Source organism: Actinocorallia herbida (assembly GCF_003751225.1).
In the GTDB taxonomy this organism is placed as follows: domain Bacteria; phylum Actinomycetota; class Actinomycetes; order Streptosporangiales; family Streptosporangiaceae; genus Actinocorallia; species Actinocorallia herbida.
The window spans coordinates 3836795-3863654 of sequence record NZ_RJKE01000001.1; the positions used below are offsets into that span (position 1 = coordinate 3836795).

The following is a 26860-nucleotide window of genomic DNA, read 5'->3' on the forward strand; positions in this document are numbered from 1 at the left end:
CACCGCGATGACGCCCGCAGCCCCCGGCCGCTCCGACGCGCACCCCACGCACGTCCCCGAGCGCGCCGGGGTCTCCCCGGACACCACGTGTCCTACGCCCTCGACCCCACCCCGCTCGCCTGACCCTGAAAGCCCCGGGCCCGAGCGCGCGGTCCGCACCATTCGGGGAATCGGTCTCGTCGATGGGCCCATGGATCGAACGGAGGGTTCACCCCGGACTGGCCGGGGCCGGGCCTGCGGGAGGTCAAAGGGAGGCTGATGGTCCCAGGGGGAGGAAGAAGGTACGGATGTCGGTGGCGAGGAGGTCGGGGACCTCCATGGCGGCGAAGTGGCCGCCGCGGTCGAATTCGGACCAGTGGGTGATGGGGTAGAGGCGTTCGGCGAGGGGGCGGACGGACTGGGTGATGTCGTGGGCGAAGACGGCGACGCCCAGGGGGACGGGGCAGGGGTCGATGCGGCGCGGGGTGTCGTGGTGGAGGCGGGCCGAGGAGGCGGCGGTGGCGGTGAGCCAGTAGAGGGAGATGTCGGTGAGCATGCGGTCGTCGCTGATCCGGGAGCCGGGGTCGGTCCAGTGGGCGAAGCGCTCGGCGATCCAGGCGAGCTGGCCGACGGGGGAGTCGGTCAGGGCATAGCCGATGGTCTGGGGGGTGAGGGCCTGGAGGGCCTGGAAGGGAGGGCGGTTCGCCATCAGGTGCCGGATCTTGTCCAGCCGGGCTTCGTCGGTCGCGGAGAACACGAGGCCGGCGTCCGGGTCGGGGCGGGTCGGCAGGTAGTTGACGTGCACGCCGACGACCCGCTCGGGAGCCACCGCGCCGAGGGCCGTGGAGATGCCCGCGCCGAAGTCTCCGCCCTGCGCGCCGTAGCGGGGGTAGCCCAGCCGGCGCATGAGCTCGGCCCATGCGCGTGCGATCCGGACGACGTCCCAGCCTCCCTCGTGGGTCGGCCCGGAGAAGCCGTAGCCCGGGATCGACGGGATCACCAGGTGGAAGTCGCGGGACAGCGGCTCGATCACGTCGAGGAACTCGAGGAACGAGCCGGGCCAGCCGTGGGTGAGGATCAGCGCGAGCGCGTCCGGGTTCGCGGACCGGACGTGCACGAAGTGGATGTGCTGCCCCTCGATCTCGGTGGTGAAGTGCGGCAGCTCGTTGAGCTCGGCCTCGTGCGCGCGCCAGTCGTAGCCGGTGCGCCAGTATTCGGCGAGTTCCTTGAGCCGGGCGAGCGGGAAGCCGTAGTCCCACCCGGCGTCGGCGACCTCGTTGGGCCAGCGGGTGCGGGAGAGGCGGTCGGCGAGGTCGTCGAGGTCGGCCTGGGGGACGGCGATGCGGAACGGCTCGATCATGGTGGACCTTTCATTGGTATTGCCAACGTTGGCACCACCAACAATAGGGGATCGTGGGCACCACCAACAAGTCGGTAGGCTGACGGGCATGATGACGGGTGACCCGACGCCGCTCACGCGCCTCAAGAACGCGCCGAGCTGGCTGATCAACCAGGCCGCCGCGCACAGCCACCGCCTGCTGACCGAGGGGTTCGGCGCCGCCGACCTCCGGAGCTCCCACTACCGGCTGCTGGCCGGGCTCGCCGAGCACGGCCCCGCCAGCCAGGCCGAGCTGGGCCGCCGCACGGGCATCGACCGCAGCGACGTCGTCGCGGCGCTCAACGAACTCGCCGGCAAGAGCCTCATCGAGCGTGCCCCGGATCCCGCCGACCGCAGGCGGAACGTCATCACCCTCACCCCGGAAGGCCGTCGGCGCCTCACCGAACTCGACGGAGTCCTGGCCCGGATCCAGGACGACCTGGTCGCCCCGCTCTCGCCCGCCGAACGCGAAGAGTTCGTCCGTCTGCTGACCCGCGTCAACGACCACCACGCCCAGGCCCGTACCCCGGAGCCTCCCCGGGCGAAGTAGCCGCGACCGGCCCGGGTCAGTCGCCGCGCAGGCGGTTCTCCAGGGTCTCGACCAGGCCGGGGATGACGCCTTCGGGGGACGGGCTGTAGTGCGGGACGGCCCAGCGGGTGATCCTGGCGTCGATGACGGTGGGCCTGCCGGAGGCCAGGGCCTTGCCGAAGGCGTCCTCGAACTCGTCGAGGGTCTCGACGCGGTGGCCGTCGGCGCCGCAGGCGCGGGCGTAGGCGGCGAAGTCCGGGTTGTCGAACTCGACCAGGGCGGTCTCCAGGTAGGTGGCGATCTGGTAGAGCTTGATCAGTTTGAACTCGCCGTCGTTGAAGATCACCCAGATGACGGGGATGTCGTGTTCGACGGCGGTCATCAGCTCGAACCCCGAGAGCGAGTAGCAGCCGTCGCCGCAGCCCACGACGACGGTCCGGTCCGGGTGCGCGACCTTCAGGCCGATCGCGCCGTTGACGTGCCCGGCCATCGGCCCGAACGACCCGGCCTTGCGGAAGTTCTGGCCCTCCTCGAGCTCGACGTAGTAGCCGAGCCACGCCAGGTGCGCGCCCGCGTCGGCGAGGAGCACCGCGCGGTCCGGCAGCATCCGGCCGATCGCCTGGGCGAGTTCCCCGGGATGGATCTTCCCGGTCAGATGGACGATGTGCCGAGCCTCGTAGTCCCGCCCGTCGACCTCGACGGGCGGGACCCGGCCGACCTTGCCCTCCAGCGCCTCGGTGATCGCGGCGACCCCGGCGCGGGCGTCGGACAGCAGTGCGAAGTCGGGCGGGTAGGCCTTGCGGAACTCGCCCTCGGCGATGTTGACGTGGATGAGGACCTTGCCGTTGAAGAGGCCGTCGCGGTAGTTGAACGTGGCGTGCTGGTTGAGCGCGTTCCCGACGCACAGGACCACGTCGGCCTCGCGGAACGCCTTCCAGGCGCTGGCGTGCCCGCTGTCGGCGAAGACGCCGATCGCGAGCGGATGTCCCTCGGACACGATGCCCTTGCCGTCGAGCGTGGTCAGCAGCGGGAGCTGGAACCGCTCGATCAGATGCTTGATCTCCGGCCCCGCCCCGCTGCGGATCGCGCCGAACCCGGCGAGCACCACCACGCGCCGTCCCTGTTCGAGCGCGCCGGCGAGCACCACGGCGATCTCCTCGACCCGTGACGGATCGGGCAGGACCGGCGCGACGTCGACGTGGATCGGCCGGGTCTCGACGTCGACTCCGCGCTCGGTCAGATCCTCGGGCACATGGATGTGCACGGGTCCGGGCCGTCCCTCGAAGGCGAGGTTGATCGCCTCCTCCAGGACGTCGCAGGTGTGGGCCGGGTCGCCGAGCAGGTAGGACCGCTTGGTCGTCGCGGCGAACATGGCCTGCGAGTCCGGTGTCCGGTTCAGCCCCGACGTCTCGTTGAGCGAGCCCCAGCCCTGCCATTTCCGCATCGCGTAGCCCGAGACGGCCAGCACCGGATAAGAGTCGGACATGGCTACCGCGAGTCCGGAGAACAGGTTGAACGCACCGGGCCCCGCCGTGGCGAAGCAGAAGCCGAGCCGGTTCGTGTACATCGCGTAGCCGCAGGCCATGAACGACGCGGCCTGCTCGTGCCGGGTGATGATGGGCCGGATCAGCTCGGAGTGCTTCAGCGCGAGCATCAGGCCGGCGGCGTTCTCCCCGGCGCCGCCGAACGCGGCCCGGACCCCGGCCTCCTCCAGCCCCTGGACGATGGCCTCATAGACCTTCATCGGTCGGCTCCCCTCTCAGTCATGACGGAGGCGCTTCTCCAGCGTCTCCCAGATCCCGTGCACCATGCCCTTGGGCGAGGTGCTGTAGCGCGGCAGCGCCCACCGCGTGATCTTGGCGTCGATCACGGTGGGGCGCCCGGAGCCCAGGGCGGTGCGGAACGCGTCCTCGAACTCCTCGAGCGTCTCGACCCGGAAGCCGTCCGCGCCGCACACGCGCGCGTAGGCGGCGAAGTCGGGGTTCTTGAACTCGACGAGGGCCGATTCGCCGTAGGTCGCCAGCTGGTAGAGCTTGACCAGCTTGTACTCGTCGTCATTGAAGATCACCCAGATGACCGGGACGTCGTTCTCGACAGCGGTCATCAGCTCGAACCCCGCCAACGAGTAGCATCCGTCGCCGCAGCCGACGACCACGGTCCGGTCGGGATGCGCGAGCTTCACCCCGATCGCCCCGTTGACGTGCGCCGCCATCGGCCCGAAAGCGCCGGTCTTGCGAAAGTTCTGGCCCGCCTCCAGGTCGACGTGGTAGCCGAGCCACGCGAGGTGCGCGCCCGCGTCGGCGAGGAGGATCGCGCGGTCCGGCAGCATCCGGCCGATGGTCTGGGCCAGCAGCCCGGGATGGATCTCGCCGGGCAGCCGCACGATGTGGCGCGCCTCGTAGTCCTGCCCGACGACCGGTGACGGCGCGACCGGACCGACCCGCGGCTCCAGCGCGCCGGTGATCGCCTCGACGGCCAGCCGGGCGTCGGAGACGAGGGAGAGGTCAGGGGCGTAGAACCTGCCGATCTCACTCGCCGCGATGTTCACCTGGAGGAGCTTCTTGCCCTCGAACAGGTCCTCCCGCAGCCCGAAGGTCGCGTGCTGGCTGAGGGAGTTGCCGACGGCCAGGACCACGTCGGCCTCCCGGAACGCCTTCCAGGCACTGGCGTGGCCGCTCTCGGCGAACACGCCGACGGCCAGCGGATGGGTCTCGGCGATGACGCCCTTGCCGTCCAGGGTCGTCAGGAGGGGGATCTGGAAGCGTTCCACGAAGCGCAGCATCGCGGCCTCGGCGTGCGCGCGGATCGTGCCGAATCCGGCGAGGACCACGATCCGGCGGCCCTCCCGCAGCGCGTCGGCGAGGACGTCCGCGATCTCCTCGACCCGTGCGGGGTCGGGCCGCACGGGCTTCACCTCGATCACCGGGTCCCGGTAGTCCACGCGCACCCCGTGCTCGGCGAGGTTCTGCGGGACGTGGAGGTGCACCGGTCCGGGACGCCCCTCGAAAGCGACGTTGATGGCCTCCTCCAGGACGTCGCAGGTGTCCGCCGGGTCGGTGAGCAGGTAGGACCGCTTGGTCGTCGCCGCGAACATGGCCTGCGAGTCCGGCGTCCCGTTGCGCCCCGAGGTGTCGTTCACCGCGCCGCGCCCCTGCCAGTCCAGGGCGACGTAGCCGGTGAGGGCGAGCACCGGGTAGGAGTCCGAGAGCGCGACCGCGAGCCCGGTGAACAGGTTGAACGCCCCGGGCCCGACCGTCGCGAAGCAGACGCCCAGCCGGTCGGTGTACATCGCGTAGCCGCAGGCCATGAACGACGCGCCCTGCTCGTGCCGGGTCATGATGGGCCGGATCCGCCGGGACCGGGAGAGGGCCACCGCGAGACTCGCGATGTTCTCGCCGTTGCCGCCGAACGCGGTGTCCACTCCGGCGCTCTCCAGCCCCTTGACGAGGGCCTCGTAGACCTGCATGGTGCACCCCCCGGGTCGTCCGCGTCAGTGCCAGCGCGCCTGGTGCCGCCGGTGCGCTTCGGTGGTTCCGTGCGTGAAGAACTCGGCGTAGTACTCCGGCTCGATGTGGTGGGTCTGGAGCCAGATGCCGGGCACGTGGACGGCGTCGGTGTGGGCCGGGAACCTGCCGTGCGTGGCGTGCAGGTAGGTGCAGACGTCCAGCGTGCAGTCGATCACCCGCTGGTCGTAGTCGCTGGCCTCGGCCAGATAGCGCTGCCCGTAGTCGCCCTTGTAGATGCTCGCGAAGGTCGCCCTGTCGCTGTAGATGCCGTCCGGGCCGAACTTGGCGCGCACGACGGACGCGACGGCGTGCTCCATCGACGTGAAGTTGGGCGGGCAGGCCGCCTTGATCAGGTGCTCGCCGCCCGACCTGAGCCCGATGGGATGGGAGCGCGCCGCCGCGTACTTGGGCAGCGGCACCTGCCAGCGCACGGCGTCGGCGAGCCGGAACTTCGGCACGACGAAGTCGAAGCCCAGCATCCGGCCGTACTCGGGCGCGAACTTCGGGTCGCCCAGCATGATCTGCGGATGGATGGTGCCGTGGATCCAGGCGCCCAGGCCCATCCCGTCGGCGACGAGCATCATGTTCTGCACCAGCAGATCGGCCTCGATCTGGGTGCGCATCGGCCCGAGCGCGCCGAGCGGCACCTTGATGTCGGCGTTGAGGAAGCCGCTCTTGACCCACTTGCGCACACCCGCCGAGCGGTAGAAGTTGCGGTCGTCGACGAGGGCGGGCCGCGCCCCCTCCGGCTGGGTGAGCAGGAACATCAGCGCGTTGATGTACTGGTGGGACAGGTCGACGACCGGCAGGAAGATCGTGGTGCCGGGGATGTTCGACAGGAACCGGTTGGCATCGAGGTAGGCGGGGAAGTCCCGCTTGCCCGCGGGCACGTCGAGCCGGTGGTCCAGCACCTTCACCTTGGCGAGCCGGGCCCGCGCGATCAGGGTGTCCGGCTCGAACCGCAGCTCCGGCGCGGGCGGCAGCTTGCGCAGGAAGTACGTGCCGGAGTCGTTGATCATGAAGAAGTGCGTGCCCTGCGCGTTGTCGGGGCTGGCGGCCGTCCGCCCGACCATGTTGAGATTCGGCTTGGCCATGATGGGCGAGCCGTCGCGCGGATCCTCCAGCGGCCGGTCCGGCATCGTCAGGCCGGAGCAGCCGGTGAGCGCGATCAGCACCGCCTCCTCCAGTTCGTCCAGTGGCATCGGCGGGTGCGGGGACCGGTAGCTCATCGGCCCCGCGGGCACGGACGCGCCGCGGCTGACCCGATGGGTCCTGCGTCGCCAGATGGTCTCCAGCAGGGGATGGGCGACCAGGTCGTCCAGTCCCTGCCGCCGTACGTCTCGCTGCACGGTCATCTCGAGGTCTCGCTCTCAGTCGGGTCCGGCGCCGGGGACCTGGTGCCAGGGCGCGAACGCGCCGGCGTCCCGGGGCATCAGACCGCCCAGGTCCGGGCAGTGCCGCTGGATCACGCTCTTCATCCCGCTGCGCGCGATCCAGTCCAGCCCCAGCGGGGTGTAGATCTCGGGCCGGAAGTCGACGGTGAGGAAGCGGTCGCTCTGGAGCCGCCGGCTCGCCATGAGGATGAAGACGCGGAAGGCCGTGTCGCTGAAGCCGAAGCCGCGCGGCGGGTTCTCCGCGAACAGGCCGACCATGGTGTCGACGTCGTCGACGGTCCGATAGACGTCCTGGAGCCGCGCCACCGTGTCCGGGTCGTCGGAGAGCTCCGCGAAGCTCCGGACGCGCGGCTTGTGCAGCCCGGCGCGGAAGTCGTTGTAGCGCGGGACGCCGCGGCGGCGGGTGCGCACGAGGTCGACGACGGACAGGTCGAGTATCTCCCCGTCCCGCTCGAACGCCTGGAGCGCGCGCGGGTAGTTGTGCAGGGTGATCGCGCCCGGGTGGGCGATGCCGAACGAGTACAGCGCGTTCTCGAACCCGATCTCGCGCATGGCCGCCTCGGTCCTGCGGCCCTGGAGGTCGTTGAAGCCCAGGGTGCGCAGCGACGCGCCGGACCTGAGGTCGGCGAGCTCGTAGTCGTCCGGGATGAGCGGGTGCATCCGGTAGACGGTGACGAAGTCCTCGGTGAGTGAATAGGGCGCGGTGTGGTGGTCCGGCAGGGTCTCCGGGATGCCGGTGAGCGCGTGCTCGTCCACCAGCCAGAGCCCGAGCCGGCTCAGCCAGGTGTGCGGCGGGCCCGACCAGTTCGCGGTCAGTCCGATGTCGATCACCTCGGTGGCGAGGATCGCGGGCGTCCACTCCACCGTGTGGATCTTGGCGATCAGCGCCGAGACGACGAGCCGCGCCGTGTGGTAGATCGCGTCCTCGCTCATCCGCGGGTACTCGCTCCGCAGTGCCGCGCACACGGTGTTGTGCTCGCGGGCGAACAGGGTGTGCATGATGCTGAGGCCGAGCCACCAGTTGTCGCGGAAGCCGGTGAGCGGGACGCCGCCGTCCGGGCTCGGCGGAAGAAGGCCGTCCTCCAGACGCAGTTCCGCACCGCCGTCGGGCACCCGGATCGACCTGGCGACGGCCTCGTCGCCGCCGTAGATCTCCGAGCCGTCCCACCAGTGGGAGGCGGCGTTGGCGAAGAGGGTCGGTGGCTTGCGGGATCCGTCGGCGTGCACGCCGTGGTCGTCGGCGAAGCGCATGACGTGTTCGGGCGGGCCGTCCGGGGTGTTCCGCCAGGTCATGCCCGGAGGCAGTGACACCTCGACGCTCCGGGTGCCGGTCGGGTAGCGCCGGTGCTGCACCCAGTCGTGCACCTGGAACTGGATCCAGGCGGCGGCGAGGATGTTCAGCGATCGCGCGGGAACGAAGGCGTCGCGGTGCAGCAGTTCCCGGCTGACGGTCACCGGGTTCGGCTCGCCGAACAGCTCGGGCCGGTAGACCGGCGGGAGGTTGCGGCCGAACGGCGCGCCGATCGCGCCCATCTCCGGGGCCGACAGGTCGTTGTACGTGCCGTCGTAGCTGCGCCTGGTCCGTTGTTCCTCGGTGACGTCCGGCGGCACCGGATGGGCCATCGGCAGGGACGGGCGGATCTCGGTGTCGATGAGGTTGCGCCGGCGCAGGACCTGCCGGACGGCCTCGAGGTTGAGCAGCCCCGCCCAGGTGGGCAGCCGGTGCCAGGGGACGAACCGGTTGAGCGCGTCGAATCCGGCGTTCAGGATCCGGCCCGCGATGACGTTGCGGCGCGGCGGCGTCGTGATGAACCGCCGGCCCTTCCGATGGGCGCTGGACGCCTCGTAGGCCGCCTTGCGGGCGCGGTTGAGATTGCCCAGGGGACGGAAGGCGTCCGTGGTGTTCCACGGGTCGAAGGCGAGGTCGTCCACGCGCCGGGCGAGGGAGCGCGCGGCGGCGGAGTCGAGGGTCTGCCGCGGGATCGTCAGGGTCGCGACCCGGATGACGGGCGCGTCCTGGTCGTCCCAGTCGGCCGCGCCGTTCTCGATGGGCGTGCGCCGCGCGTCCACGTAGCGCTGGACGCACAGCTCGAAGACGATGTCCGCCGCGGCGAGCCGCCCGGCGATCTCGCGGCCCAGGTAGTCGGGGTCCTTGCCCGAAGGGAAGAGCGCGGTGCGCGTGCCCGCGGCGGGCCGCAACCGGTAGCGCACCGGCCTGGCGCCCCACAGGATCGCGCCGCGGCTCCAGTACGTCTCCAGGGCCAGGCTGGCCACCTTGCGGCCGGTGCCCGCGCGCACGTTGCGCCGCATCCGCGCGGCGGCGGACCAGCCCACGCTCAGTGGCAGCTTCCCGAACAGCGCGATCCCCTTGCGCAGACCGGTGTCCGCGCCCGCCATGACCCGGGCGAACGCGACGAACTCCCGGGCGTCCCTGGCGTGCGAGACCGGGTAGTTGGTCATCAGCAGATCGTGGGACTCCTCGGGCCCGGTCTGGATCCGCAGCGCGGCGCCGCGCAGGTCGGGGGCGAAGTCCGGCTGCCGGGTGCCGCTCGCGTTCGACAGGCGGACGATGACCGGGTACCGCGCGCCGGGCCGGGCGAACCCGACCCGCAGATCCTCGGGCAGGTCCCGTGCGAACTCCAGGGTCGCGTCCTCGACGGCGAGGATCGCCTTGGCGTGGAACGTCCGCATGACGCCGGCGGCTCCGGTGCGCTTTTTGATCTTCAGCTGGACCCGCATGAGGTCCTTGGCGAGTTCCGCGAACTTCGCCCGTTCGATCTCCGGCGTGCCGCCGACATAGCGCTCGTACCACTCGGCTGCGGATTTCTTCCGGTCCGGCGCGGTCTCGCCGGCGACACGCTCGCGCTGCCTGGTCTCGTGCATGTGCCATCCCCTGCCTGTGCTCGTCATGCGATCCCATGAATCACCGGTCGAAAGGCGGCCTTACCGGCCATCATCGGCGACCGATCGCGAAATCCGGCCAAGCACCGGACAGTTGGCGAGAAACTATCTTTGACGCTCTTATCCGATTTATAGGAAATTTACTGGTGTCGGAGATTCGAGCACCGGTTCCAGGCGCACGCGCGACGGGTCTTTCAGATAGGTGACGAGTCCGCCCGGCCGATAACGCGGATCCGCGCCATAGCGCTGTTCGGCGGGCATCGCGAGGTATTCGTTCCCGTCGGGGCGGCCCCGGTCGTCCACGGCCGCGCCGATGGCCCGGTCCACCGCGTCGACCAGGCGGTAGAGGCCGTTCCGGGACGGGTGCAGGGGGCCCATCGCGTCCGGCGCGGTCGCGAAGCGGATGCTCTTGCCCGGGGCCACCGCGGCGGGGCCGTCGGGGGAGAACGCGTCGGGCAGGAAGTGCAGGCCGTACTCGCGCGCCCGGTCGGCCATCCAGAGCAGGCTCAGGTCGGACAGGCCGGACTCGCGGTACCCGCCGCCGATGTCGCAGTGCACTCCGGTGAACCACACCTGCCGCAGCTCCTGGCCGGGGGAGTCGGGCTGCTGGTGCCAGAGCGTCGGCTCGAACACCGATCGCTGCTCGTCGATGGCCAGCGCGTGGAAGGCGCCGTCGACCAGGGAGCTGAGCGTGGTGTCGTGGAACTCCCAGCGGCGGTTGAGCCGCTTGACGACCGGGCTGAGCCAGCGGGGCCCGAGTGTCGGGACGCCGCGGGTGCCGACGGTGTCGAACATGCCGAGGAAGCGGATCCTCGGCTCGTGCGCGTAGGACTGCCGGAACAGGGTCGAGGCCATGCCGCTGGGCTTCTCGTACGCGTTCCGGTACAGCGTCCAGGCCTCGTCGATGCGGCCCGCGTTCTCCCGGCGCAGGACGCCGGAGTTGCGGACCAGCCCGGCGAGGCTGCGGGCGGTGAACGCGCCCCGGCTGAACCCGAAGAAGAACAGCGAGTCCCCCGGCTCGTAGTTGTCGATGAGGAAGCGGTAGGCGTCCAGGACGTTGCGGGACAGCCCGACGCCGAACGCGCCGCCGCGCAGGCGTTCCTTCCGCTCGGTGCCGACCCCGCCGTGGTAATAGACCCGCTGGTCCGTTCCGAGCGGGTCGCGCGGCGCGACGGACAGGGCGAGCTTGGTGATGTTGGTCGGGCAGCTCTGCCCGGCGACCGCCTGGTCCGCGGTGTTCCAGGTGCCGTCGCAGCAGGCGATGAGACGTTTCTGGACCATGCTGAGCCTCCCTTGACTCCTCTCCTTCATCCCCGCGACCCCCGTCCGTCATGTGGCTTTTGTTGAAGTTGCGACCCATGTCGGAATGGAGGGGTGTTGGGTATTTAGGGGGCTTTGCCAGAAATGCCGAGGGGCATACCCGGGACGTCGCGAAGACGGCAAAGGGCATCTTCGCTCGGCTCCGAAAGGGCTTCACCATGGCAGAAACCGGGCATTTTCCGGCTCCGTCGCGTGATCTCTGCGGGACCATGGTCCTCCACCGCGCCCTGCTCAACGAGAGCATGACCTACCGGGCGCAGCGCGCGCAGATAGAGAACCGGGCACTGCAGTACGAGACCGCACGAATCTCCCCGGAGCGACGAGGGGTGGCCACCATCCCCGTCGTCGTTCACGTCGTGCACAACCCAGAGATCCCGGAACAGAACATCGGCGACGAGCAGATCCACAGCCAGATCGCCGTGCTCAACCGGGACTTCCGGGCGAAGAACCCCGATGTGTCCAAGGTGCCGCCCGTCTGGCGGTCCCTGGTCGCGGACAGCATGGTGGAATTCCGGATCGCCACGGTGGACCCGTTCGGGGAACCGACCGACGGGATCGTCCGGGTCGAGACCCACCGGCGGAAGTTCGAGATCTGCGCGTCGCCGGGCTGCCCGGCCTCCGAACGCGACCAGGTGAAGTCGTCCGCCGCCGGCGGCGCCGACGCCTGGCCGAGCGACCGCTACCTCAACATCTGGGTCTGCCAGCTGGGCTCGACCCCGGGCGGCGGGACGTTGCTGGGCTACGCGCAGTTCCCCGGCGGACCTCCGCAGACCGACGGGGTCGTCATCACGCACAGCTGCTTCGGCACCACGGGCACCGCGCAGGCCCCGTTCGACGGCGGGCGCACCGCGACCCACGAGATCGGCCATTGGCTCGACCTCTTCCACATCTGGGGCGACGACGACGGCGCGTGCTCCAACGACGACAAGGTGGCCGACACCCCGAACCAGGCCAACGCGAACGTCGGGAAGCCGGGCTTCCCGCACGTCAGCTGCCGCAACGGGCCGAACGGCGACATGTTCATGAACTACATGGACTACGTCGACGACGACGCCATGTTCATGTTCACCCAGGGGCAGCGGGAGCGCATGAACGCCTGCCTGGAGGGCGCGCGGGCGTCGCTCCTGGTCGGCGGGCGGGTCGCGCCCGAGGTCAAGCCCGAGATGGAGGTGGCCGCCGTCGGCGGCGCGCTGTCGGGCGGGAACGGTGACATGCAGCGGCTGCTCCAGGACCTCCAGGAGAGCGAGAAGCGGACCAAGGAGCTTCTCGACAGCCTGCACGACGCGCTCGGCCTCGTCGCGGGGCGCGGGGGCAGGTGACCGGCGTCACCGGTTCCTGGGTCCACTCCTTCGAGGAGGACACCGAGACCACGGCGGTCTACCGGGCCGCGGGTCACCCGTTCCCGGTCTCCCGCCGCCTGCGCCGGGAGCTGGAGTTCCGGCCGGACGGCACGTTCGTCGAACGCGGTCCGGGCCCCGACGACTGGCCCCGCGAGACCCGGGGCCGCTGGGCGAGCCCGGAGCCGGGACGGGTGGACGTCACCTTCCCCGACCGGCCCGAGGCACCGACGCGGATCACCGTGGTCTCCGTCGAGCCCGGCGTGCTCACGATCGCGAAATGACCCGGTTCGAAGGTACCTCGGAAGGAAGGCGAGAACCATGACGGTGACCGGCGACCTCGCAGCGAAGCAGCAGCAGCGGCGGCGGCAGCAGGACGCGGCGGCCGAGCGCGTGCGGGAACGCACCGAGGAACGGCGGCGGAACGAGAGGGTCCTGGAACGGCCCGGCGGTCTGGCCGACGCGGACTCTCCCGACCGCGTCGACAAGCGCATCGACCGGCTCAGCCGCTTCTACGGTGACCGCGAGCTGCTCGGCCCCGACGACCCGGCGCGGGCGATCCGGCTCGAGCGGATCGTCGGCACCGCGGACTTCGTGGGCGTCAGGTACCTCGACGCCGGGGTGGCCGCCGCCCGCGGGGTGGGGCGGGTGAACATCCGCGACGGCCGGGGGAACCTCGTCGGCTACGGCACCGGCTCGCTGGTGTCCCAGACCCTGCTGCTGACCAACCACCATGTGCTGCCCGACGCCGAGACGGCCCGCATCAGCATGGTGGAGTTCAACTACCAGGACGGGATCGACGGCAAGCCGCTGGCCTCCCGTGGGTTCGACCTGGACCCCGACCGGCTCTTCATCGCCGACGAGGAGCGCGACTTCGCGCTGGTCGCCGTCAAAGCGGCGCCCGCGGAACTCGCGGACTTCGGCTTCAACCGGCTCATCGAGGCCGAGGGCAAGGTCATCATCGGGGAGTTCGTCACCATCGTCCAGCACCCGCGCGGCGAGAAGAAGCAGGTCGTGCTCCGGGAGAACCGGCTGGTGGACGTGCCCGACAAGTTCCTGCACTACGTCGCCGACACCGAGCCCGGCTCGTCCGGCTCACCGGTCTTCAACGACCAGTGGGAGGTCGTCGCGCTGCACCACGCCAGTGTCCCCGCCGACGGTGAGGGCGGGTTCGTCAACGAGGGCATCAGGGTCAGCCGGATCTGCCGCTTCCTGCGGGAGGCCGCCCTGCCGCCGGACGGGCGCGCGCTGGTCGACGCCATCTTCGCGACCGAGCGGATGACCGCGCGGCTCGCGGGCCGGACCGACGCGGCGATGGGACCGGCCGCCGCGGTCCCCGGGATCACGGGGGTCGCCCCGCCCGTCGTCTCGGTGGGCACGGTCCCGGCGCCCGAGGCGGTCCCCGTCGTCTCCGGGGCGGACGGGGACGGCGAGGTCACGATCTCGGTCCCGCTGGAGGTGACGGTCCGGCTCGGGCGGATCGCGCAGGGCACGGCCGAGAAGGCGGCGGCCGCCCGCGACTACACCGACCGCGCGGGCTACGACCCCGGGTTCCTGTCCCATCCGCTGCCCATGCCCGCGCTCTCGCCCGAACTGGCGAAGGTGGCCTCGGCCGAGCTGCGCTACCACCATTTCAGCATCGTCATGCACCGCCTCCGCCGGCTCGCGCTGTTCACCGCCTGCAACATCGACGGGAAGCTCTCCGAGCGGCCGCGCAGGGAGAACACCCGCTGGATCACCGACCCGCGGCTGCCCCGTACCGAGCAGACCGACGACAGGGCCTACGAGCATCCGGACCTGGACCGCGGCCACCTCGTGCGCAGACTCGACCCGGTGTGGGGCCCCGTGGCCGAGGCCGCCAACGACGACACCTTCCACTTCACCAACGCGACCCCGCAGCACCACGCCTTCAACGCCGGCGCGACCCTGTGGCTCGGGCTCGAGGACTACGTGCTGAAGAACGCCGACGTCCACGACCTGGCCGTCAGCGTGTTCACCGGCCCGGTGCTGGAGCCCGACGACGAGCAGTTCAGCGGTGTCCAGTTGCCGCGCCAGTTCTGGAAGCTCGTCGCGATGGTCAAGGGGTCCGGCGAGCTGTCGGTGACCGGCTACCTCCTCAGCCAGGCGGCGCTGCTCAAGGATCTGGTGACCGAGGAGGCCTTCTCCTACGGCGCCTACCGCACGTTCCAGGTGCCGGTGCGGCGCGTCGCCGAACTCACCGGCCTGGGCCTGTCCGCCCACATCGCCGCGGATCCGCTGGCGCGGCTCGAGGCCACGGCCCTGCCCAGGGAGATCCTCCGCGCCGAGGACCTGGTGCTCTGACGACCGGCGCCGCGAAGGGGCGAGCATGAACGGAACCACGGGCGGTAAGGCACTGTCCGCAGCGGTGATCGCGGCGGTCTTCGCCGTCAGCGTGGCCGTGGTCGTGTTCTTCGTCCTCAAGGGACGCGGGAGCACCACCACCTCTTGGGCTTTGCCAGGGGCGACGCTGGAGGACCAGGACACGGTCGACGGGAGGAGTGATGGCTTCAACGGGACGAAGAAGGCGTGCGTAAATCTCAAGAACGCCAGCGCGAACCTCCCGGCCAGGATGAAGAGCAAGAAGGTCGGGCCCAAGAGCGTCTACGACGAGGATCGTTGCGACGGCGTCGCTTCGGGAGGACGGAACGGCGTGCCCGGGCTGCTGGCGCAGTGCGCGGAGGGCGTCGTCCTGCGGCCGGGCGAGAGCTGCTCCGTGGGCGTGCGGCTGGTGGCGGAGGGACAACCGAAGGGGGAGATCGACTTCTCCACCGAGGTGATGTGCACGAGCCGGAAGATCGAGCCGTGCCGGCTCCTGCGCAAGGACCTGAATCCGACGGAGGACAAGCCGCTCGCGCTGACCATCGACCAGAGGGCCGAGTTCCCCATGTCCGACACCGCCTTCGAGCTCACCACCCAGCAGGCGGAGCTGACCGCGACGGAGACGGCGCCGCTGCCGGAACTGAAGCCGGAGCCGACCGTCACCGGACCTGGACCGGAGACGCCGCCGACCCCGGGGGTCACTGACCCCCCGGCGACACCGCCGACACCTGAGGTGACGGACAGTCCGCCGCCTCCTACACCGGAGGTCCCCGGCCCGTCGGGCGAGCAGGGCGACCCCGGTGACCCGAATCATCCCGACGACGGGGGAGGCTCGGAGCCGCAGGAGCAGCCGCAGGAACCGGCACCCGCATCATGACGGAGAACGAACCCCGGACGGGCAACGAACCCCGGCATGAGGCGCCCTACAAGTCCCTCGGGGAGCGGCTGAAACCGGTGATCGGCATCATCGCGCCGACCACTCTGATCACCACCATGCTCATCTACTTCGGGTACGTGGCGACCCAGGCCAGGTTCCAGCAGTTCGGCGTCAACCTCGACCTGGTCAACCTCGCCTCGACCGACCTGCTGTTCTACGGCTCAGAGGCGGTGTACATCGGGATCCTGGGCCTTGCGGTGATCGCGTTGATTCCCGTCGGCCTCTACCTGGCGGGGAAATGGGTCATTTCAGACCCACGCCGCGATCGGGCGGCCTTCTGGATCAGCCTAGTGCTGTGCTGGGCGGGCATCCTGCTCCTGATCGGTGCGCTGCTGGCGATCTTCGTTCCGCACGTTCGCGGAATCTGGCGAGGCCGCGCCGAGATTCCGCTGGCGCTCACGCTGAGCGCTCTCCTGCTGCGCTACGCCCTCTGGCTCTGGCAGGCCAGGGCCGCCCACCGCCCGCACGCCGTCCGCACCCTCTCCAAAGAGGCCTTCGACTTCTGCCGCGGCATCCTCCTGGTCCTGCTGCTCGCGGGCCTGTTCTGGACGGCCAACAACGCCGCGAAGCGTTTCGGCGAGATGGGGGCGGAGAGCATGGCCGACAACCTCAAGGGCAAACCGCGGGTCGTCCTCTTCCTGCAAGAGCCGATCTATGACCTCGACCTGCCGACGAATGTCAAGGTCTTGGACACGGGCAAGGAGATGAAGTTCCGCTACCGCTACAGCGGCCTCCGCCTGCTCGTAGAGTCCGATGACCGCCTCTTCCTGGCCCCCGCGGCTTGGACCCCCGGGACGAACAGGGGCATCCTGGTCATCCCCAACACCTCCGACATCAGACTCCTCCTCTTCCCACCCCAATGACCCACCCGACCGCGACAGGCCGCAGCAAGACGGTCCGGGCCTGGGAAACGACGACGACGACAATTCGGCCACCGGCTGCACCTCGGCCGTCTACCGTCTTCGCCGAGCGCCCACGGCTCGCGCCGGTCAGTGGTGTTCCTTGAGGAGGCGGAGGTGGGTCCAGGCGCGGACGGAGGTGATGGAGGGGAGGGAGCGGAGGGTGTCGAGGAGGCGGAGGACGTCGTCGGGTGAGGACGCGGCGAAGGTGCAGACGGCGTCGCAGCGGCCGAGTGAGGTGGACAGATAGTCGGTCTCCGGCATCTGGAGGATCTGCGCCACCGCCTTGTCGGGGTCGCCGTTGAAGGTGAGGTCGGCGCCGAAGGTCTGGGCGGGGCCGAGGGCGCCGGGGGGGATCCGGGCGCCGACGTGCACGACGCCCGTGTCGAGCAGGCGTAGGACCCGGGCGCGGGCTCCGCTGGTCGACAGGCCCGTGGCCGCGCCTAGCTGGGCGAAGGACGCGCGGCCGTCCCGCCGCAGTTCGACGAGCAGCCTGCGGTCGGTGTCGTCGACGGCGGTGCCGGCCTGGTACGGGCGGGGCAGGAAGAAGGTGTCCTTGAGTATCGCCGTGTAGACGGCGGTCGCGACGCGTTCGACGCCGGGCAGGCCGGAGATCCGGGTGACCGCGGCGGCCAGGGCGGCCTGGTCGCGGCTGCGCAGTTCGGCGATCAGCGAGTGCTCGCCGGTGATGAGCGAGACGAACGCCGCGTCCGGCATGGCGACGATCTCCTCCGCGACGGGCAGGACGGCGCCCCGGACGGTCACCGCGATGTGCGCGTAGGCGTCGAGCCCGAACACCGACGGGTGCACGACCGCGAGGATCCGCACCATCCCGGAGTCCAGCAGGCGCAGCATCCGGGTGCGTGCCGCAGGACGGGAAAGGCCGAGGACCTGGGACAACGCCTCGTGCGTCGCTCGGCCGTCGCGTTGCAGCTCCCTGATGAGCGCGACGTCCAGCTCGTCGAGGCGGGGCCGCGTGTCTTCGGTCATCCGGAGATTGTCCCGTCCTGGAGGTTGAGGTGCGCCGATGATCTCAAGGTTCCCAGCACCCGTCCCGGCACGCGTTTCGCGCACGTAAACATTTGCGGGAATCATGTTTCGCCAGTGTTGAATCGTAAGTTCCTGGCCTAACTTGTCACCACATTCACAGCGACAAGCTAGTGATCATCAAAGTTCGTAAGTCGGGAGTTCGCGGTGCCCCACACGTTGTCGGTGTTCCAGTCGCTGTGGGCGATGGAGGGTCTGCCCTGGCGGGGCGCGGCGCCCTGGCCGCTGGAGGAGCGCGTCCGGCGGGTCGCCGAGGCGGGGTTCGCCGGAGTCGGGATCGACACCTTCTCGCCGGTGAAGACGCCCCCGCCGCACGTCATCGAGCCGCTGCTGCGCGACGCCGGGCTGCGCGTCTCGGTGACGGTCTTCGTCACCGAGACCAGGCCGCTCGCCGAAGGGCTCCGGTACGCCGCGGAGGTCGGCGCGGAACTCGTCGTGGTCTGCGGGCAGGTGTTCCCCGAGACGGTGGACGACGCCGCGGTCCTCGTCGGTTCCTGGATGGAGGAGGCCGAGGCGGCGGGCCTGCCGATGCATCTGGAGACCCACCGGTACACGCTCACGAACGACCTTGGCTTCACCGCCCGGCTCGTCGAGCGGGTCCCGGAGGTGCGGCTCGCGCTCGACCTGTCCCACTACGTCGTGGGCAACGAGCTGCCCGACCTCGACGAACCCCGGGTCGAGGAGCAGATCGCGACGCTGCTCGCGCACGGGGGGTCGGTGCAGGGCCGGGTCGCCACGCGCGAGCAGATCCAGGTCCCGCTGGCCTTCCCCCAGCACGCCCCGGCCGTCGCGCGGTTCCGCCGCTGGTGGGAGCGCGCGTTCGCCGCGTGGCGGGAGCGCGGCGAGAACGACGACTGCGTCTTCCTGTGCGAACTGGGCACCCTGCCCTACCCGGTCACCGGCCCGGACGGCCGGGAGCTGTCCGACCGGTGGGCGGAGTCCCTGGTCCTGCGCTCCTGGGCCGAGGAACTGTTCGCCGAGACCGTGCCCGCATGAGCGTCCCCACCGACCCCCTCGTCCCGCACCGGGACGGGGCGACCGCCCGATTCCCGCGCCTCGCGGGCCCCAGCACCAGGACCGGTAAATGAGCGATTTCACCGAGCTTCCCATCATCGATATCAGCGGAGACCCGCAGGAGGCGGCCGAGCGTCTCGGCCGCGCCGCCCGCGAGGTCGGCTTCATGTACGTCAGCGGCCACGGCGTCGCCCCCGAGCTGTTCATCGCCCTGGAGGACGCGGCGGACCGGTTCTTCGCGCTGCCGGACCAGGAGAAGAGGCACAGCTGGATCCGGCTCTCGCCCAACCACCGGGGCTACGTGCCCGAGGGAGAGGAGGTCTTCTCCGGCGGCACCGTCGACCGCAAGGAGGCGTTCAACCTGGCCCTCGACCTGCCCGCCGACGATCCGGACCGCCTCGCCGGCGTCCCGCTGCTCGGCCCCAACCTCTGGCCCGAGCTGGCGGGCTTCCGCGAGGCCGCGAGCGCCTACTACGCGGCGGTGCTCGACGTCGGCAAGCGCCTGTTCCGGCTGTTCGCGCTGGCCCTCGGCGAGGATCCCGAGCTGTTCGCCCGGCACGTCACCAAGGCGCCCAGCGCGCTGCGGATGATCCACTACCCGTACGACGCCGACGCCGTCGACCGTCCGGGCATCGGCGCGCACACCGACTACGAGTGCTTCACCCTGCTCCACCCGACCGCGCCCGGCCTGGAGGTGCTCAACGGCGCGGGGGAGTGGATCGACGCCCCGCCGGTGGACGGCGCCTTCGTCGTCAACATCGGCGACATGCTCGAGCTGTGGACCAACGGCGAGTTCGTGTCCACGACGCACCGCGTCCGCAAGGTGCAGGAGGAGCGCTACTCCTTCCCGCTCTTCTTCAACGTCGACTACTTCACGCCGGTGGAGCCTTTGCCCAGGTTCGTCACCCCCGACCGGCCTGCACGCGCCGGCCTCGTGGCCGGTGAGCACCTGTGGGCGCAGATCATCCAGAGCTACGACTACCTCAAGGCGCGGGTCGCGGCGGGCGAGCTCCGGCTGCCCGAAGGCGCGCACGCCCAGGCCTCCGGCTTCGGCCGTCCCATCACCGACTGACCAAGCCCTCAGGGAGGCACCACGATGTCAGGCAACCCCCCGACGAGCGGCATCGAGCGGCGCGGTATCGACACCGTCCCCGCCGCCGAACGCTCCTACTCCCCGCGCAGCATCTTCGCGGTCCTCTACGGCTCCGACCTGACGTTCGGCGTGATCGTGGTCGGCGCGCTGCCCATCGCCTTCGGGCTCGGCTGGTGGGCCGCCTTCTGGGCGATCCTCGCCGGCGGTGCGCTCGGCGGGCTGGTGCTCGCCCCGATGGGCCTGTTCGGCCCGCGCACCGGCACCAACAACGCGGTCTCCAGCGGCGCCCACTTCGGTGTCGGCGGCCGGTTCATCGGCACCATGCTGTCCCTGTTCTCCGCGTTCGGATTCGTCGCGGTGACCCTCTGGACCAGCGGCGACGCGCTCGTCTCCACGCTGGGGCGGATCTTCGGCTTCGAGGCCGGGGCCCCTGCCCGCGCGGTCGGCTACGCCCTGATCGCGATGCTGGTGCTGCTGGTGTCGATCTGGGGCATCCACGCGCTGCTCAAGGTGCAGAGCCGGATCATGGTCCCGATCATGACCGTCGTGATGCTCGCCGGCGTGATCGCCTTCGCGCCGGACTTCACGGCGGGGACGACGAGCGACGAGCCGCTGCTCGGCGGCTTCTGGCCGACCTGGACGCTGAGCGCCCTGGTCGTGGCCTCGACCGTCATCTCCTACGGACCGTTCATCGGCGACTGGGCCCGCTACATCGACCCGGATGAACACTCCACTGCCTCCGTCGTCGCCGCGACCGGCTTCGGGGGGTTCGCCGGGATCGCCCTGCCGTCCCTGTGGGGCGCGTTCATCGCGTCCTCGCTTCCCGCGTCCGCGACCGGCGTCTTCGTCCCCGACCTCGTCGCCGCCTCTCCCGCCTGGTACCTGCCGGGCATCATCCTGCTCGGCCTCGTCGCGGGCTGCGCCCAGGCCGCGGTCGGTCTGTACGGGACGGGCCTGGACACCTCGTCGCTGATCCCGCGGCTCAGCCGGGTCACCGCCACCGCGGCGATCGCGGTCGTCGCCGTCGCGTTCGTGTACCTCGGCGCCTTCGTCTGGGACGCCGCCGCGGCCGTCAGCGCGTTCCTCATCCTGCTCGTCATCGTGACGACGCCCTGGATCGTGATCCTGACCATCGGCTACGTCGTCCGGCGCGGCCACTACCACCCCGACGACCTCCAGGTCTTCACCCGCGGCCAGCGGGGCGGCCGGTACTGGTTCACCGCCGGGTTCAACTGGCGGGCGGTGGCGGCGTGGCTGCCCGCGTCCGTCATCGGCGTCCTGTTCGGCGCCGCGCCGCCGGTCTTCACCGGTCCGTGGGCGAACGCGGCGGGCGGCGTCGACCTGAGCTTCCTGTCGGCCGGGCTGACGGCGGCCGTGCTGTACACGGTGTTCCTGGTCGTCGCACCGGAACCGGCCTATGTCCACGGGCCGCGGGGCCCCCGCTTCGGCTCGGCCAACGCGGCCGAGGAGCCGCGCCCCCTCGCCGACGCGGTCGCCCGCTGACCGGCCGAAGAGAGAAAGAGGAGAGCATGAGTCTCGCAGGCAGCAAGATCATCGTCACCGGGGCCGCACAGGGCCTGGGCCGGGCGCACTGCGCCGAACTGTGCGCGCAGGGCGCCCTCGTCGGCGCGATCGACCTGGACGCCGACCTGCTCGCCAAGACGGGCGCCGACCTCGGGATCGCGACGGCCGTCGCGGACGTGTCGGCCCGCGACCAGGTGGAGCAGGCCGTGGCCCGGCTCGCGGCCGAACTCGACGGCATCGACGCCGTCGTGTCCAACGCGGGAACGATCCACACCGTCCAGGGGTTGGCCGACACCGACGACGCGGACTGGGAACGGACCTTCGCCGTCCACGTCGGCGGCGCCCGCAACCTGATCCGGGCCGCGCTGCCCTGGCTGCGGCGCAGCGCGGCGCCCCGCATCGTCGTCATCTCCTCGATGTGGGCGCAGCGCGGGCCGGGCTTCGGCCACGCCTACTGCGCGGCCAAGGGGGCGCTCGTCTCCTTCGCCCGGAACCTGGCGGTCGAACTGGGCCCCGAGGGCATCAACGTCAACTCGGTGGCGCCCGGCAGCGTCCCGACGCGGATGGCCGCCGACTACGGCCCCGCGGAGATCGCCGAGGACTGCAGATCGATCCCGCTGGGCCGCTGGGGGGACGCGGCCGAGATCTCCAGGGTCGTCGCCTTCCTGGCCTCCCCGGCCGCCTCCTACGTGACCGGCCAGGACCTCGCGGTCAACGGCGGGCAGGTGATCGCGTGAGCCGCAGGCCGCTGGGGCGCACGGGGCTGGCCGTCTCGCCGGTCGCGCTCGGCACGATGCAGTTCGGCTGGACGGTCCCCGACGTCGCCGCGTTCCGGATCCTGGACGCCTACGCGGAGATGGGTGGCAACCTCATCGACACCGCGAACATGTACGGCGGCGACCAGAGCGTCGAGTCCTTCGCGGTCAGCCGGCCCTTCGTCGGCGTCAGCGAGGACATCGTCGGACGGTGGCTGGCAGACCGGGGCCTGCGGGATCGGATGGTCGTCGAGACCAAGGTGAGAGCCCGCATGTGGGAGGGCGAGGACGGCGAGGGCCTCACCCGGCGGCACATCGTCCGGGCCGTCGAGGACAGCCTGCGCAGGCTGCGCACCGACCACGTGGACGTCCTGTACGCGCACTGGCCCGACCCTGACGCCGACCCGGACTGGCTCGACGTCTTCGGCGAACTCCAGGCCGCCGGGAAGATCGGCCACGCCGCGACGTCCAACTTCTGTGGCTTCGCCGATTTCGGCGACCAACTGACGCCGCTGCTGGAGTCGGCCACCCGGGTCGCGGTGGAGCAGCCGCGCTACAACCTGCTCAACCGGGCCGAGTACGAGGACCGGCTCCAGGCCGTCGCGGTGCGGGAGGGGCTCGGCATCGTCACCTACTCCAGCCTCGCCAGCGGCTTCCTGGCCGGGGCGCACCGGCCGGACGACTCCGGCGGCGCCGCTCGCGGCGGGTTCGTCGAGCAGTACCGCACGCCCGAGGGCTGGGCCCTGCTGGCGGCGCTGGACGAGATCGCCGCCGCGCGCACGACGTCCGTCGCGTCCGTGTCCCTGGCGTGGACCCTGGCCCAGCCCGGGGTCACCGCGACGATCGTCGGCCCGGACACCATCGGGCAGCTCGCCGAGGCATGGCAGGCGGCCAACCTCACCCTGACCCCGGCCGAGCTGGACAGATTGGACAGGCTCTCCTGGAGTGCGTCCGCACCGGAATTCGTGGAGTGGTGAACATGATCGACAACCCGCCGCCGTGGCCCGGCGGCGCCCGCTGCGCCGCCGCCGTCACCTTCGACGTCGACGCCGAGAGCTCCCTGTTCGCGGCGCTGCCCGACACGGCGCACCGGCGCGTCTCGGCCCTGTCGTACTTCGGCTACGACCAGATCGCGGTCCCGCGCATCACCCGCGAGTACCGCAGGCTCGGGATCGAGCAGACCTTCTTCGTCCCGGCCTGGTGCATGGAACGCTACCCGGCCGTCCTGGAGAGCATCCTGGACGGCGGCCACGAGATCGGCCTGCACGGCTACATCCACGAGCTCTCCTACGAGCACTCCTCGATCGAGCAGGAACGGGACTGGCTCGGCCGCAGCCTGGAACTCGCCGAGCGGCTCACCGGAAAGCGCCCTTCCGGCTGGCGGGCCCCGACCTACGGGTTCTCCGAGCACACCGCGCGGGTGCTGGCCGAAGCCGGATTCCGCTACGACTCGAGCCTCATGGGCGACGACGTCCCGTATCTGCTGGACACCCCCGCCGGAAGCATCGTCGAGCTGCCGGTCGACTGGGCCAACGACGACTGGCCCCAGTACGTGCAGAGCTTCGAGTTCGACTACTACGCCACCACCCGCGCCCCCGACCGCGCCATGGAGGTCTTCCGCGCCGAAGTCGACGCTGCCCGTGCCTACGGCGGCCTGTGGATCGGGGTCTGGCACCCCGCCGTCACCGGACGGCCCGCCCGCTTCACCCGCGTCGTCGCGCTGCTGGAGGAACTCCTTTCGGCCGGCGACGTCTGGGTGGCGACGCTGGACGAGATCGCCAGGCACGTCGAAGGCCTGATCGCACGCGGCGAATGGACGCCGCGGAGCCAGCGGATGCCTCCCTATCCCGGGCCCGTCCCGGCCGCACTCGACGTCACCGGACACTGACGAAAGGACCGACCATGCGACCGAATGTCCACCCGGAAGGCCGGGTCATCGGCCAGGTCGACGCGCTGGAGGTGCCGCGGTTCGCGGGCCCCTCCACCTTCGCCCGGCTGCCCCGACTCGACCAGGTCACCGCCCACGACGTCGCCGTCGTCGGGGTACCGTTCGACTCGGGCGTCTCCTACCGGCCCGGCGCGCGGTTCGGCCCCTCCGCCGTACGCCAGGGGTCGCGCCTGCTCAAGCCCTACAACCCGGCGCAGGACGTGATGCCGTTCGCCGCGCAGCAGGTCGTCGACGCCGGGGACATCGCCTGCAACCCCTTCGACATCTCCGCGGCCCTGGGCCAGATCGAGACGGGCCTGCGGGAGCTGACCGGAGACGGCGCCAAGGCCGTCACGATCGGCGGCGACCACACGATCGCACTGCCCGCCCTGCGCGCCGCCCACGCGCTGCACGGCCCGATCGCCCTGATCCACTTCGACGCCCATCTGGACACCTGGGACACCTACTTCGGCGAGCCGTACACCCACGGCACGCCGTTCCGCCGCGCCGCCGAGGAGGGCCTCCTCCTGCGTGACGCGTCCGCCCACGTCGGAATCCGCGGACCCCTCTACGACCCCCGAGACCTGGAGGACGACGCCCGTTTCGGCTTCACCATCGTGCACTGCGCGGAATTCGACCTCCTCGGCGCCCGCGGCGTCGCCGAACGCGTCCGCGCCCGGGTCCAGGACGCCCCCGTCTACGTCTCCGTTGACATCGACGTCCTCGATCCCGCCCATGCCCCCGGCACCGGCACCCCCGAGATCGGCGGCATGACCGGCCGTGAACTCCTGACAGTGCTCCGCGGCCTGTCCGGCCTCAACATCATCGGCGGCGACGTGGTCGAGACCTCCCCCGCCTACGACCACGCCGAACTCACCTCGGTCGCCGCCGCCACCGTCGTCTACGAAATCCTCTCCCTCCTCTGCCCGACCCCCCGATGACCGTCCGACCCGAGGAAGCCCTGGTCGTCAGGTCGACGCCCAGGGCCTCCGACCTGCCGTGGGTCCCGGCTTCCCGTTGACGACCGACGGGGGCCGGCCGGCGCAGAGGTAGGGGCGGGAGAGGGCGAGGGACCACCAGACCCAGGGCTCGCCGCGGCGCCATCCCCAGGCGCTCAGCAGCACGATCGCCACGCCCGCGGACATCAGTGCCCCGCCCCGGCCCGCCCGGTCGTGGGCGATGAAGGGCAGCAGGTGGCGGCTCGCGGCTTCGAGGGCGTCGGCGTCGTGCGGAGGAAGGCCACAGCACTCGGCACGAACACGTGGGTGAGCCCGACGACGGACACGGCGGCGCCGCCGACGAACAGCCCGAAACCCGTGACGATCATGAGGAGCCGGCCCAGCAGGGCCCGCCGGCGCTGGGGTTCGGGGCCTTCGGCCGCGAGCGTCCACCGGGGACGGGCGGGCGCCCGGCGGACGGCGAGGACGAACATCGGGAAGAGCACGACGGCGACCGCGGTGTGCAGCGGCTCAACGAACCCGAATTACAGGAGGTAGAAGAAGGTCGGGAACACGATGCCGCCGGAGGCCAGGTAGGCGTCGCGCGCCGGCGCCGGGGGTACCACCGCGCCCAGCCGGCAAGCCACGGCGACGCCGGATCACGGCCCTCCTCGACATCGGCGTCACACCCTATTCCCGACCTGGGCCTCCACCCTCACCCGGGACGGCGGGAGGTGCGGGCGCCGGGGTCGGCGCCCGCACCGGGCGCGGCGGTTCGCGTTGGCTTCCTACGGGGCCTGCGCCAAGGAAGTACCCGACCCGGACCCGCCGGCTGAGCCACGGTGCGGAGGCACTTCCACACGGCGTACCCCTTACGGGACGGCGGGGGCGCTGACCGGGCGGGATGGCGGATGGGCTGCGGGTGGGTGCCAATCGCGGGGCGGGCAGTGTGTGTCCGGTCTCGTAGAGCGGGGGTGGGGGCTGGCCCACTCTGGGACCCGTTCGAGCGCGGGACGCCGGAAAGGCGGCGGACGCGCGGAGGTCGGGTGGCCGGAGGCGGCGATGCGGGCGTCAGGCGGGGTGCGTCACGGCGCGGACGAGCCGCGGCCAGACGCGGTGCAGTTCGCGCTGCCAGGACGGCCAGTCGTGGGTTCCGTCGCGGTAGAGGTGGGTCTCGATGGGGATGCCGAGGGCGCGGAGCCGTCTCAGGAACGGGCGGATCGTCGAGCGGACGATCGGTTCGGCGAGGTTCGCGGGGCTCCAGGGGGCGGGCGGGTCGAGCGGGCCGGGGCGGCCGGTGAGACCGCAGGACAGGTAGAGGGCGGTGCCGCGCAGGCCCTCGGCCAGGTGCAGCGGGTCGGCGGCGCGCCAGTGCCGGTCGTGCAGGAGCGGGACGCCCCACATGTCGAACGGGTCGACGCGGCCGGCGATGCCCGTGGCGGCGAGCAGGGTGAGGGCGGCGGGCGGGGTGCGGATCGTGCACGGGCCGCTCAGCGCCGCCGCGAACCGGAAGCGGCCGGGATGGGCGGCGGCGCTGAGCAGCGCGCCGTAGCCGCCTCCGGAGACGCCGGCGACCGCCCGGATCTCGGAGGCTTGGAACCGCTCGCGCATGAGCGCGTGCAGGTCATGGACGTGGAAGGTCTGCCATTGCGGGCCGCGCCTCCAGTCGGCGTAGCCACCGGCCCGGCCGCCGTCCGGCATGGCGATGACGACGTCGTCGGCACGGCTGAGCTCGGTGATGTCGGTGTGCCTGAGCCAGGAGGAGGAGTCGTCGAGCCCGCCGTGGTGGAGCGTCACCAGCGGCCACGGCCCGCCCCCCGGCGACCAGTCGTGGGGCAACAGCACATGGATGTTCAGTTCCGCGCCCGGCACCGCGTCGGCGTGCACGGTCAGCCGCCTGAGCCGGTCGTTCGGCTTCGCCTCATCGAGGATCTCGATTCCCATGGTCGGCGATTCTCGCGGCCCGGAGCACGCGGAACACCGTAGGAAAAGGAGAAAAACCGCCCGTGAGAGCTCAGTTTCCGCGCCTTGGCGGGCGCGTT

General features: G+C 71.1%; 23 protein-coding genes. 13 read left to right on the top strand and 10 right to left on the bottom strand.

What is annotated here, in order from left to right; all coding sequences use genetic code 11:
• Positions 1-244: 244 nt before the first annotated feature.
• Positions 245-1339 (bottom strand): epoxide hydrolase family protein, encoded by a 1095-nt coding sequence (locus EDD29_RS17825; RefSeq protein WP_123665488.1) that lies wholly within the window; start codon positions 1337-1339, stop codon positions 245-247.
• A gap of 88 nt (positions 1340-1427) precedes the next feature.
• Here EDD29_RS17825 and EDD29_RS17830 point away from each other — a divergent pair, with 88 nt between their 5' ends.
• On the top strand, positions 1428-1907 hold the full coding sequence (locus tag EDD29_RS17830; protein WP_123665489.1) for a MarR family winged helix-turn-helix transcriptional regulator: 480 nt from the start codon (positions 1428-1430) through the stop codon (positions 1905-1907).
• Between the two features lie 16 nt (positions 1908-1923).
• Here the strand turns inward: EDD29_RS17830 and EDD29_RS17835 are convergent, their stop codons facing one another.
• The 5 genes from EDD29_RS17835 to EDD29_RS17855 all read right to left on the bottom strand — a co-directional run bounded on the left by EDD29_RS17835 (position 1924) and on the right by EDD29_RS17855 (position 10968).
• The gene (locus tag EDD29_RS17835; protein ID WP_123665490.1) at positions 1924-3630 is read right to left on the bottom strand and encodes a thiamine pyrophosphate-binding protein; all 1707 of its coding nucleotides are present in this window, start codon (positions 3628-3630) and stop codon (positions 1924-1926) included.
• 15 nt (positions 3631-3645) lie between these two features.
• Entirely contained in the window at positions 3646-5352 is a 1707-nt protein-coding gene (locus EDD29_RS17840; protein ID WP_123665491.1) for a thiamine pyrophosphate-binding protein, read from the bottom strand.
• 24 nt (positions 5353-5376) lie between these two features.
• Positions 5377-6747: a hypothetical protein gene (locus EDD29_RS17845; protein ID WP_123665492.1), complete on the bottom strand. Its 1371-nt coding sequence runs from the start codon at positions 6745-6747 to the stop codon at positions 5377-5379.
• A 15-nt stretch (positions 6748-6762) separates the two neighbouring features.
• Positions 6763-9669: a peroxidase family protein gene (locus EDD29_RS17850; RefSeq protein ID WP_123665493.1), complete on the bottom strand. Its 2907-nt coding sequence runs from the start codon at positions 9667-9669 to the stop codon at positions 6763-6765.
• 147 nt (positions 9670-9816) lie between these two features.
• Positions 9817-10968 (bottom strand): DUF2235 domain-containing protein, encoded by a 1152-nt coding sequence (locus EDD29_RS17855; protein ID WP_123665494.1) that lies wholly within the window; start codon positions 10966-10968, stop codon positions 9817-9819.
• Positions 10969-11165: 197 nt separating this feature from the next.
• Here EDD29_RS17855 and EDD29_RS17860 point away from each other — a divergent pair, with 197 nt between their 5' ends.
• From EDD29_RS17860 to EDD29_RS17880, 5 genes are read left to right on the top strand one after another with little or no spacing between them, the layout of a single operon-like run.
• Entirely contained in the window at positions 11166-12326 is a 1161-nt protein-coding gene (locus EDD29_RS17860; RefSeq protein ID WP_211359770.1) for a zinc metalloprotease, read from the top strand.
• The gene (locus EDD29_RS17865) at positions 12323-12628 is read left to right on the top strand and encodes a hypothetical protein (protein ID WP_123665496.1); all 306 of its coding nucleotides are present in this window, start codon (positions 12323-12325) and stop codon (positions 12626-12628) included. Before EDD29_RS17860 ends, EDD29_RS17865 begins: the two co-directional genes overlap by 4 nt.
• Before the next feature lie 37 nt (positions 12629-12665).
• Positions 12666-14666 carry a DNA/RNA non-specific endonuclease gene (locus EDD29_RS17870; RefSeq protein WP_123665497.1) on the top strand — a complete coding sequence of 667 codons (2001 nt, stop codon included), beginning with the start codon at positions 12666-12668 and terminating at the stop codon, positions 14664-14666.
• A gap of 25 nt (positions 14667-14691) precedes the next feature.
• Complete coding sequence (locus tag EDD29_RS17875; RefSeq protein WP_148085996.1) at positions 14692-15561, top strand: hypothetical protein; 870 nt, start codon at positions 14692-14694, stop codon at positions 15559-15561.
• Complete coding sequence (locus EDD29_RS17880) at positions 15558-16484, top strand: hypothetical protein (RefSeq protein WP_123665499.1); 927 nt, start codon at positions 15558-15560, stop codon at positions 16482-16484. The genes EDD29_RS17875 and EDD29_RS17880 overlap by 4 nt, the downstream gene beginning before the upstream one ends.
• 126 nt (positions 16485-16610) lie before the next feature.
• Here the strand turns inward: EDD29_RS17880 and EDD29_RS17885 are convergent, their stop codons facing one another.
• Positions 16611-17510: an Lrp/AsnC family transcriptional regulator gene (locus EDD29_RS17885; RefSeq protein WP_170201451.1), complete on the bottom strand. Its 900-nt coding sequence runs from the start codon at positions 17508-17510 to the stop codon at positions 16611-16613.
• Positions 17511-17714: 204 nt separating this feature from the next.
• On the opposite strand from EDD29_RS17885, the gene EDD29_RS17890 reads away from it, so the two are divergent.
• The 7 genes from EDD29_RS17890 (at position 17715) to speB (ending at position 24821) form a co-directional block, all read left to right on the top strand.
• Complete coding sequence (locus EDD29_RS17890) at positions 17715-18563, top strand: sugar phosphate isomerase/epimerase family protein (protein ID WP_123665501.1); 849 nt, start codon at positions 17715-17717, stop codon at positions 18561-18563.
• Between the two features lie 88 nt (positions 18564-18651).
• Positions 18652-19653 carry an isopenicillin N synthase family dioxygenase gene (locus EDD29_RS17895; RefSeq protein ID WP_123665502.1) on the top strand — a complete coding sequence of 334 codons (1002 nt, stop codon included), beginning with the start codon at positions 18652-18654 and terminating at the stop codon, positions 19651-19653.
• 24 nt (positions 19654-19677) lie between these two features.
• Positions 19678-21177: a purine-cytosine permease family protein gene (locus tag EDD29_RS17900; RefSeq protein WP_123665503.1), complete on the top strand. Its 1500-nt coding sequence runs from the start codon at positions 19678-19680 to the stop codon at positions 21175-21177.
• Between the two features lie 26 nt (positions 21178-21203).
• Entirely contained in the window at positions 21204-21935 is a 732-nt protein-coding gene (locus tag EDD29_RS17905) for an SDR family NAD(P)-dependent oxidoreductase (protein WP_123665504.1), read from the top strand.
• On the top strand, positions 21932-22930 hold the full coding sequence (locus tag EDD29_RS17910) for an aldo/keto reductase (RefSeq protein WP_123665505.1): 999 nt from the start codon (positions 21932-21934) through the stop codon (positions 22928-22930). Before EDD29_RS17905 ends, EDD29_RS17910 begins: the two co-directional genes overlap by 4 nt.
• Positions 22931-22932: 2 nt before the next feature.
• The gene (locus EDD29_RS17915; RefSeq protein ID WP_123665506.1) at positions 22933-23841 is read left to right on the top strand and encodes a polysaccharide deacetylase family protein; all 909 of its coding nucleotides are present in this window, start codon (positions 22933-22935) and stop codon (positions 23839-23841) included.
• A gap of 14 nt (positions 23842-23855) precedes the next feature.
• On the top strand, positions 23856-24821 hold the full coding sequence (gene speB / locus EDD29_RS17920; RefSeq protein ID WP_123665507.1) for an agmatinase: 966 nt from the start codon (positions 23856-23858) through the stop codon (positions 24819-24821).
• A 27-nt stretch (positions 24822-24848) separates the two neighbouring features.
• Here the strand turns inward: speB and EDD29_RS46340 are convergent, their stop codons facing one another.
• From EDD29_RS46340 to EDD29_RS17930, 3 genes are all read right to left on the bottom strand, one after another.
• On the bottom strand, positions 24849-25025 hold the full coding sequence (locus EDD29_RS46340) for a hypothetical protein (RefSeq protein ID WP_211359771.1): 177 nt from the start codon (positions 25023-25025) through the stop codon (positions 24849-24851).
• Positions 25025-25324 carry a hypothetical protein gene (locus EDD29_RS46345; RefSeq protein ID WP_211359772.1) on the bottom strand — a complete coding sequence of 100 codons (300 nt, stop codon included), beginning with the start codon at positions 25322-25324 and terminating at the stop codon, positions 25025-25027. The genes EDD29_RS46340 and EDD29_RS46345 overlap by 1 nt, the downstream gene beginning before the upstream one ends.
• Before the next feature lie 565 nt (positions 25325-25889).
• Positions 25890-26762 (bottom strand): alpha/beta hydrolase, encoded by an 873-nt coding sequence (locus tag EDD29_RS17930; RefSeq protein ID WP_123665508.1) that lies wholly within the window; start codon positions 26760-26762, stop codon positions 25890-25892.
• Positions 26763-26860: the final 98 nt, after the last annotated feature.

Bases quoted from the DNA above. Each gene is read 5' to 3' on its own strand.
- EDD29_RS17850 (WP_123665493.1), bottom strand. From the start codon at position 9,669: ATGCACGAGACCAGGCAGCGCGAGCGTGTCGCCGGCGAGACCGCGCCG.
- EDD29_RS17860 (WP_211359770.1), top strand. From the start codon at position 11,166: ATGGCAGAAACCGGGCATTTTCCGGCTCCGTCGCGTGATCTCTGCGGG.
- EDD29_RS17825 (WP_123665488.1), bottom strand. From the start codon at position 1,339: ATGATCGAGCCGTTCCGCATCGCCGTCCCCCAGGCCGACCTCGACGAC.
- EDD29_RS17895 (WP_123665502.1), top strand. From the start codon at position 18,652: ATGAGCGATTTCACCGAGCTTCCCATCATCGATATCAGCGGAGACCCG.
- EDD29_RS17855 (WP_123665494.1), bottom strand. From the start codon at position 10,968: ATGGTCCAGAAACGTCTCATCGCCTGCTGCGACGGCACCTGGAACACC.
- EDD29_RS17885 (WP_170201451.1), bottom strand. From the start codon at position 17,510: ATGACCGAAGACACGCGGCCCCGCCTCGACGAGCTGGACGTCGCGCTC.
- EDD29_RS17835 (WP_123665490.1), bottom strand. From the start codon at position 3,630: ATGAAGGTCTATGAGGCCATCGTCCAGGGGCTGGAGGAGGCCGGGGTC.
- EDD29_RS17870 (WP_123665497.1), top strand. From the start codon at position 12,666: ATGACGGTGACCGGCGACCTCGCAGCGAAGCAGCAGCAGCGGCGGCGG.
- EDD29_RS17905 (WP_123665504.1), top strand. From the start codon at position 21,204: ATGAGTCTCGCAGGCAGCAAGATCATCGTCACCGGGGCCGCACAGGGC.
- EDD29_RS17875 (WP_148085996.1), top strand. From the start codon at position 14,692: ATGAACGGAACCACGGGCGGTAAGGCACTGTCCGCAGCGGTGATCGCG.
- EDD29_RS17840 (WP_123665491.1), bottom strand. From the start codon at position 5,352: ATGCAGGTCTACGAGGCCCTCGTCAAGGGGCTGGAGAGCGCCGGAGTG.
- EDD29_RS46340 (WP_211359771.1), bottom strand. From the start codon at position 25,025: ATGTCCGCGGGCGTGGCGATCGTGCTGCTGAGCGCCTGGGGATGGCGC.
- EDD29_RS17880 (WP_123665499.1), top strand. From the start codon at position 15,558: ATGACGGAGAACGAACCCCGGACGGGCAACGAACCCCGGCATGAGGCG.
- EDD29_RS17900 (WP_123665503.1), top strand. From the start codon at position 19,678: ATGTCAGGCAACCCCCCGACGAGCGGCATCGAGCGGCGCGGTATCGAC.
- EDD29_RS17915 (WP_123665506.1), top strand. From the start codon at position 22,933: ATGATCGACAACCCGCCGCCGTGGCCCGGCGGCGCCCGCTGCGCCGCC.
- speB (WP_123665507.1), top strand. From the start codon at position 23,856: ATGCGACCGAATGTCCACCCGGAAGGCCGGGTCATCGGCCAGGTCGAC.
- EDD29_RS17930 (WP_123665508.1), bottom strand. From the start codon at position 26,762: ATGGGAATCGAGATCCTCGATGAGGCGAAGCCGAACGACCGGCTCAGG.
- EDD29_RS17845 (WP_123665492.1), bottom strand. From the start codon at position 6,747: ATGACCGTGCAGCGAGACGTACGGCGGCAGGGACTGGACGACCTGGTC.
- EDD29_RS17830 (WP_123665489.1), top strand. From the start codon at position 1,428: ATGATGACGGGTGACCCGACGCCGCTCACGCGCCTCAAGAACGCGCCG.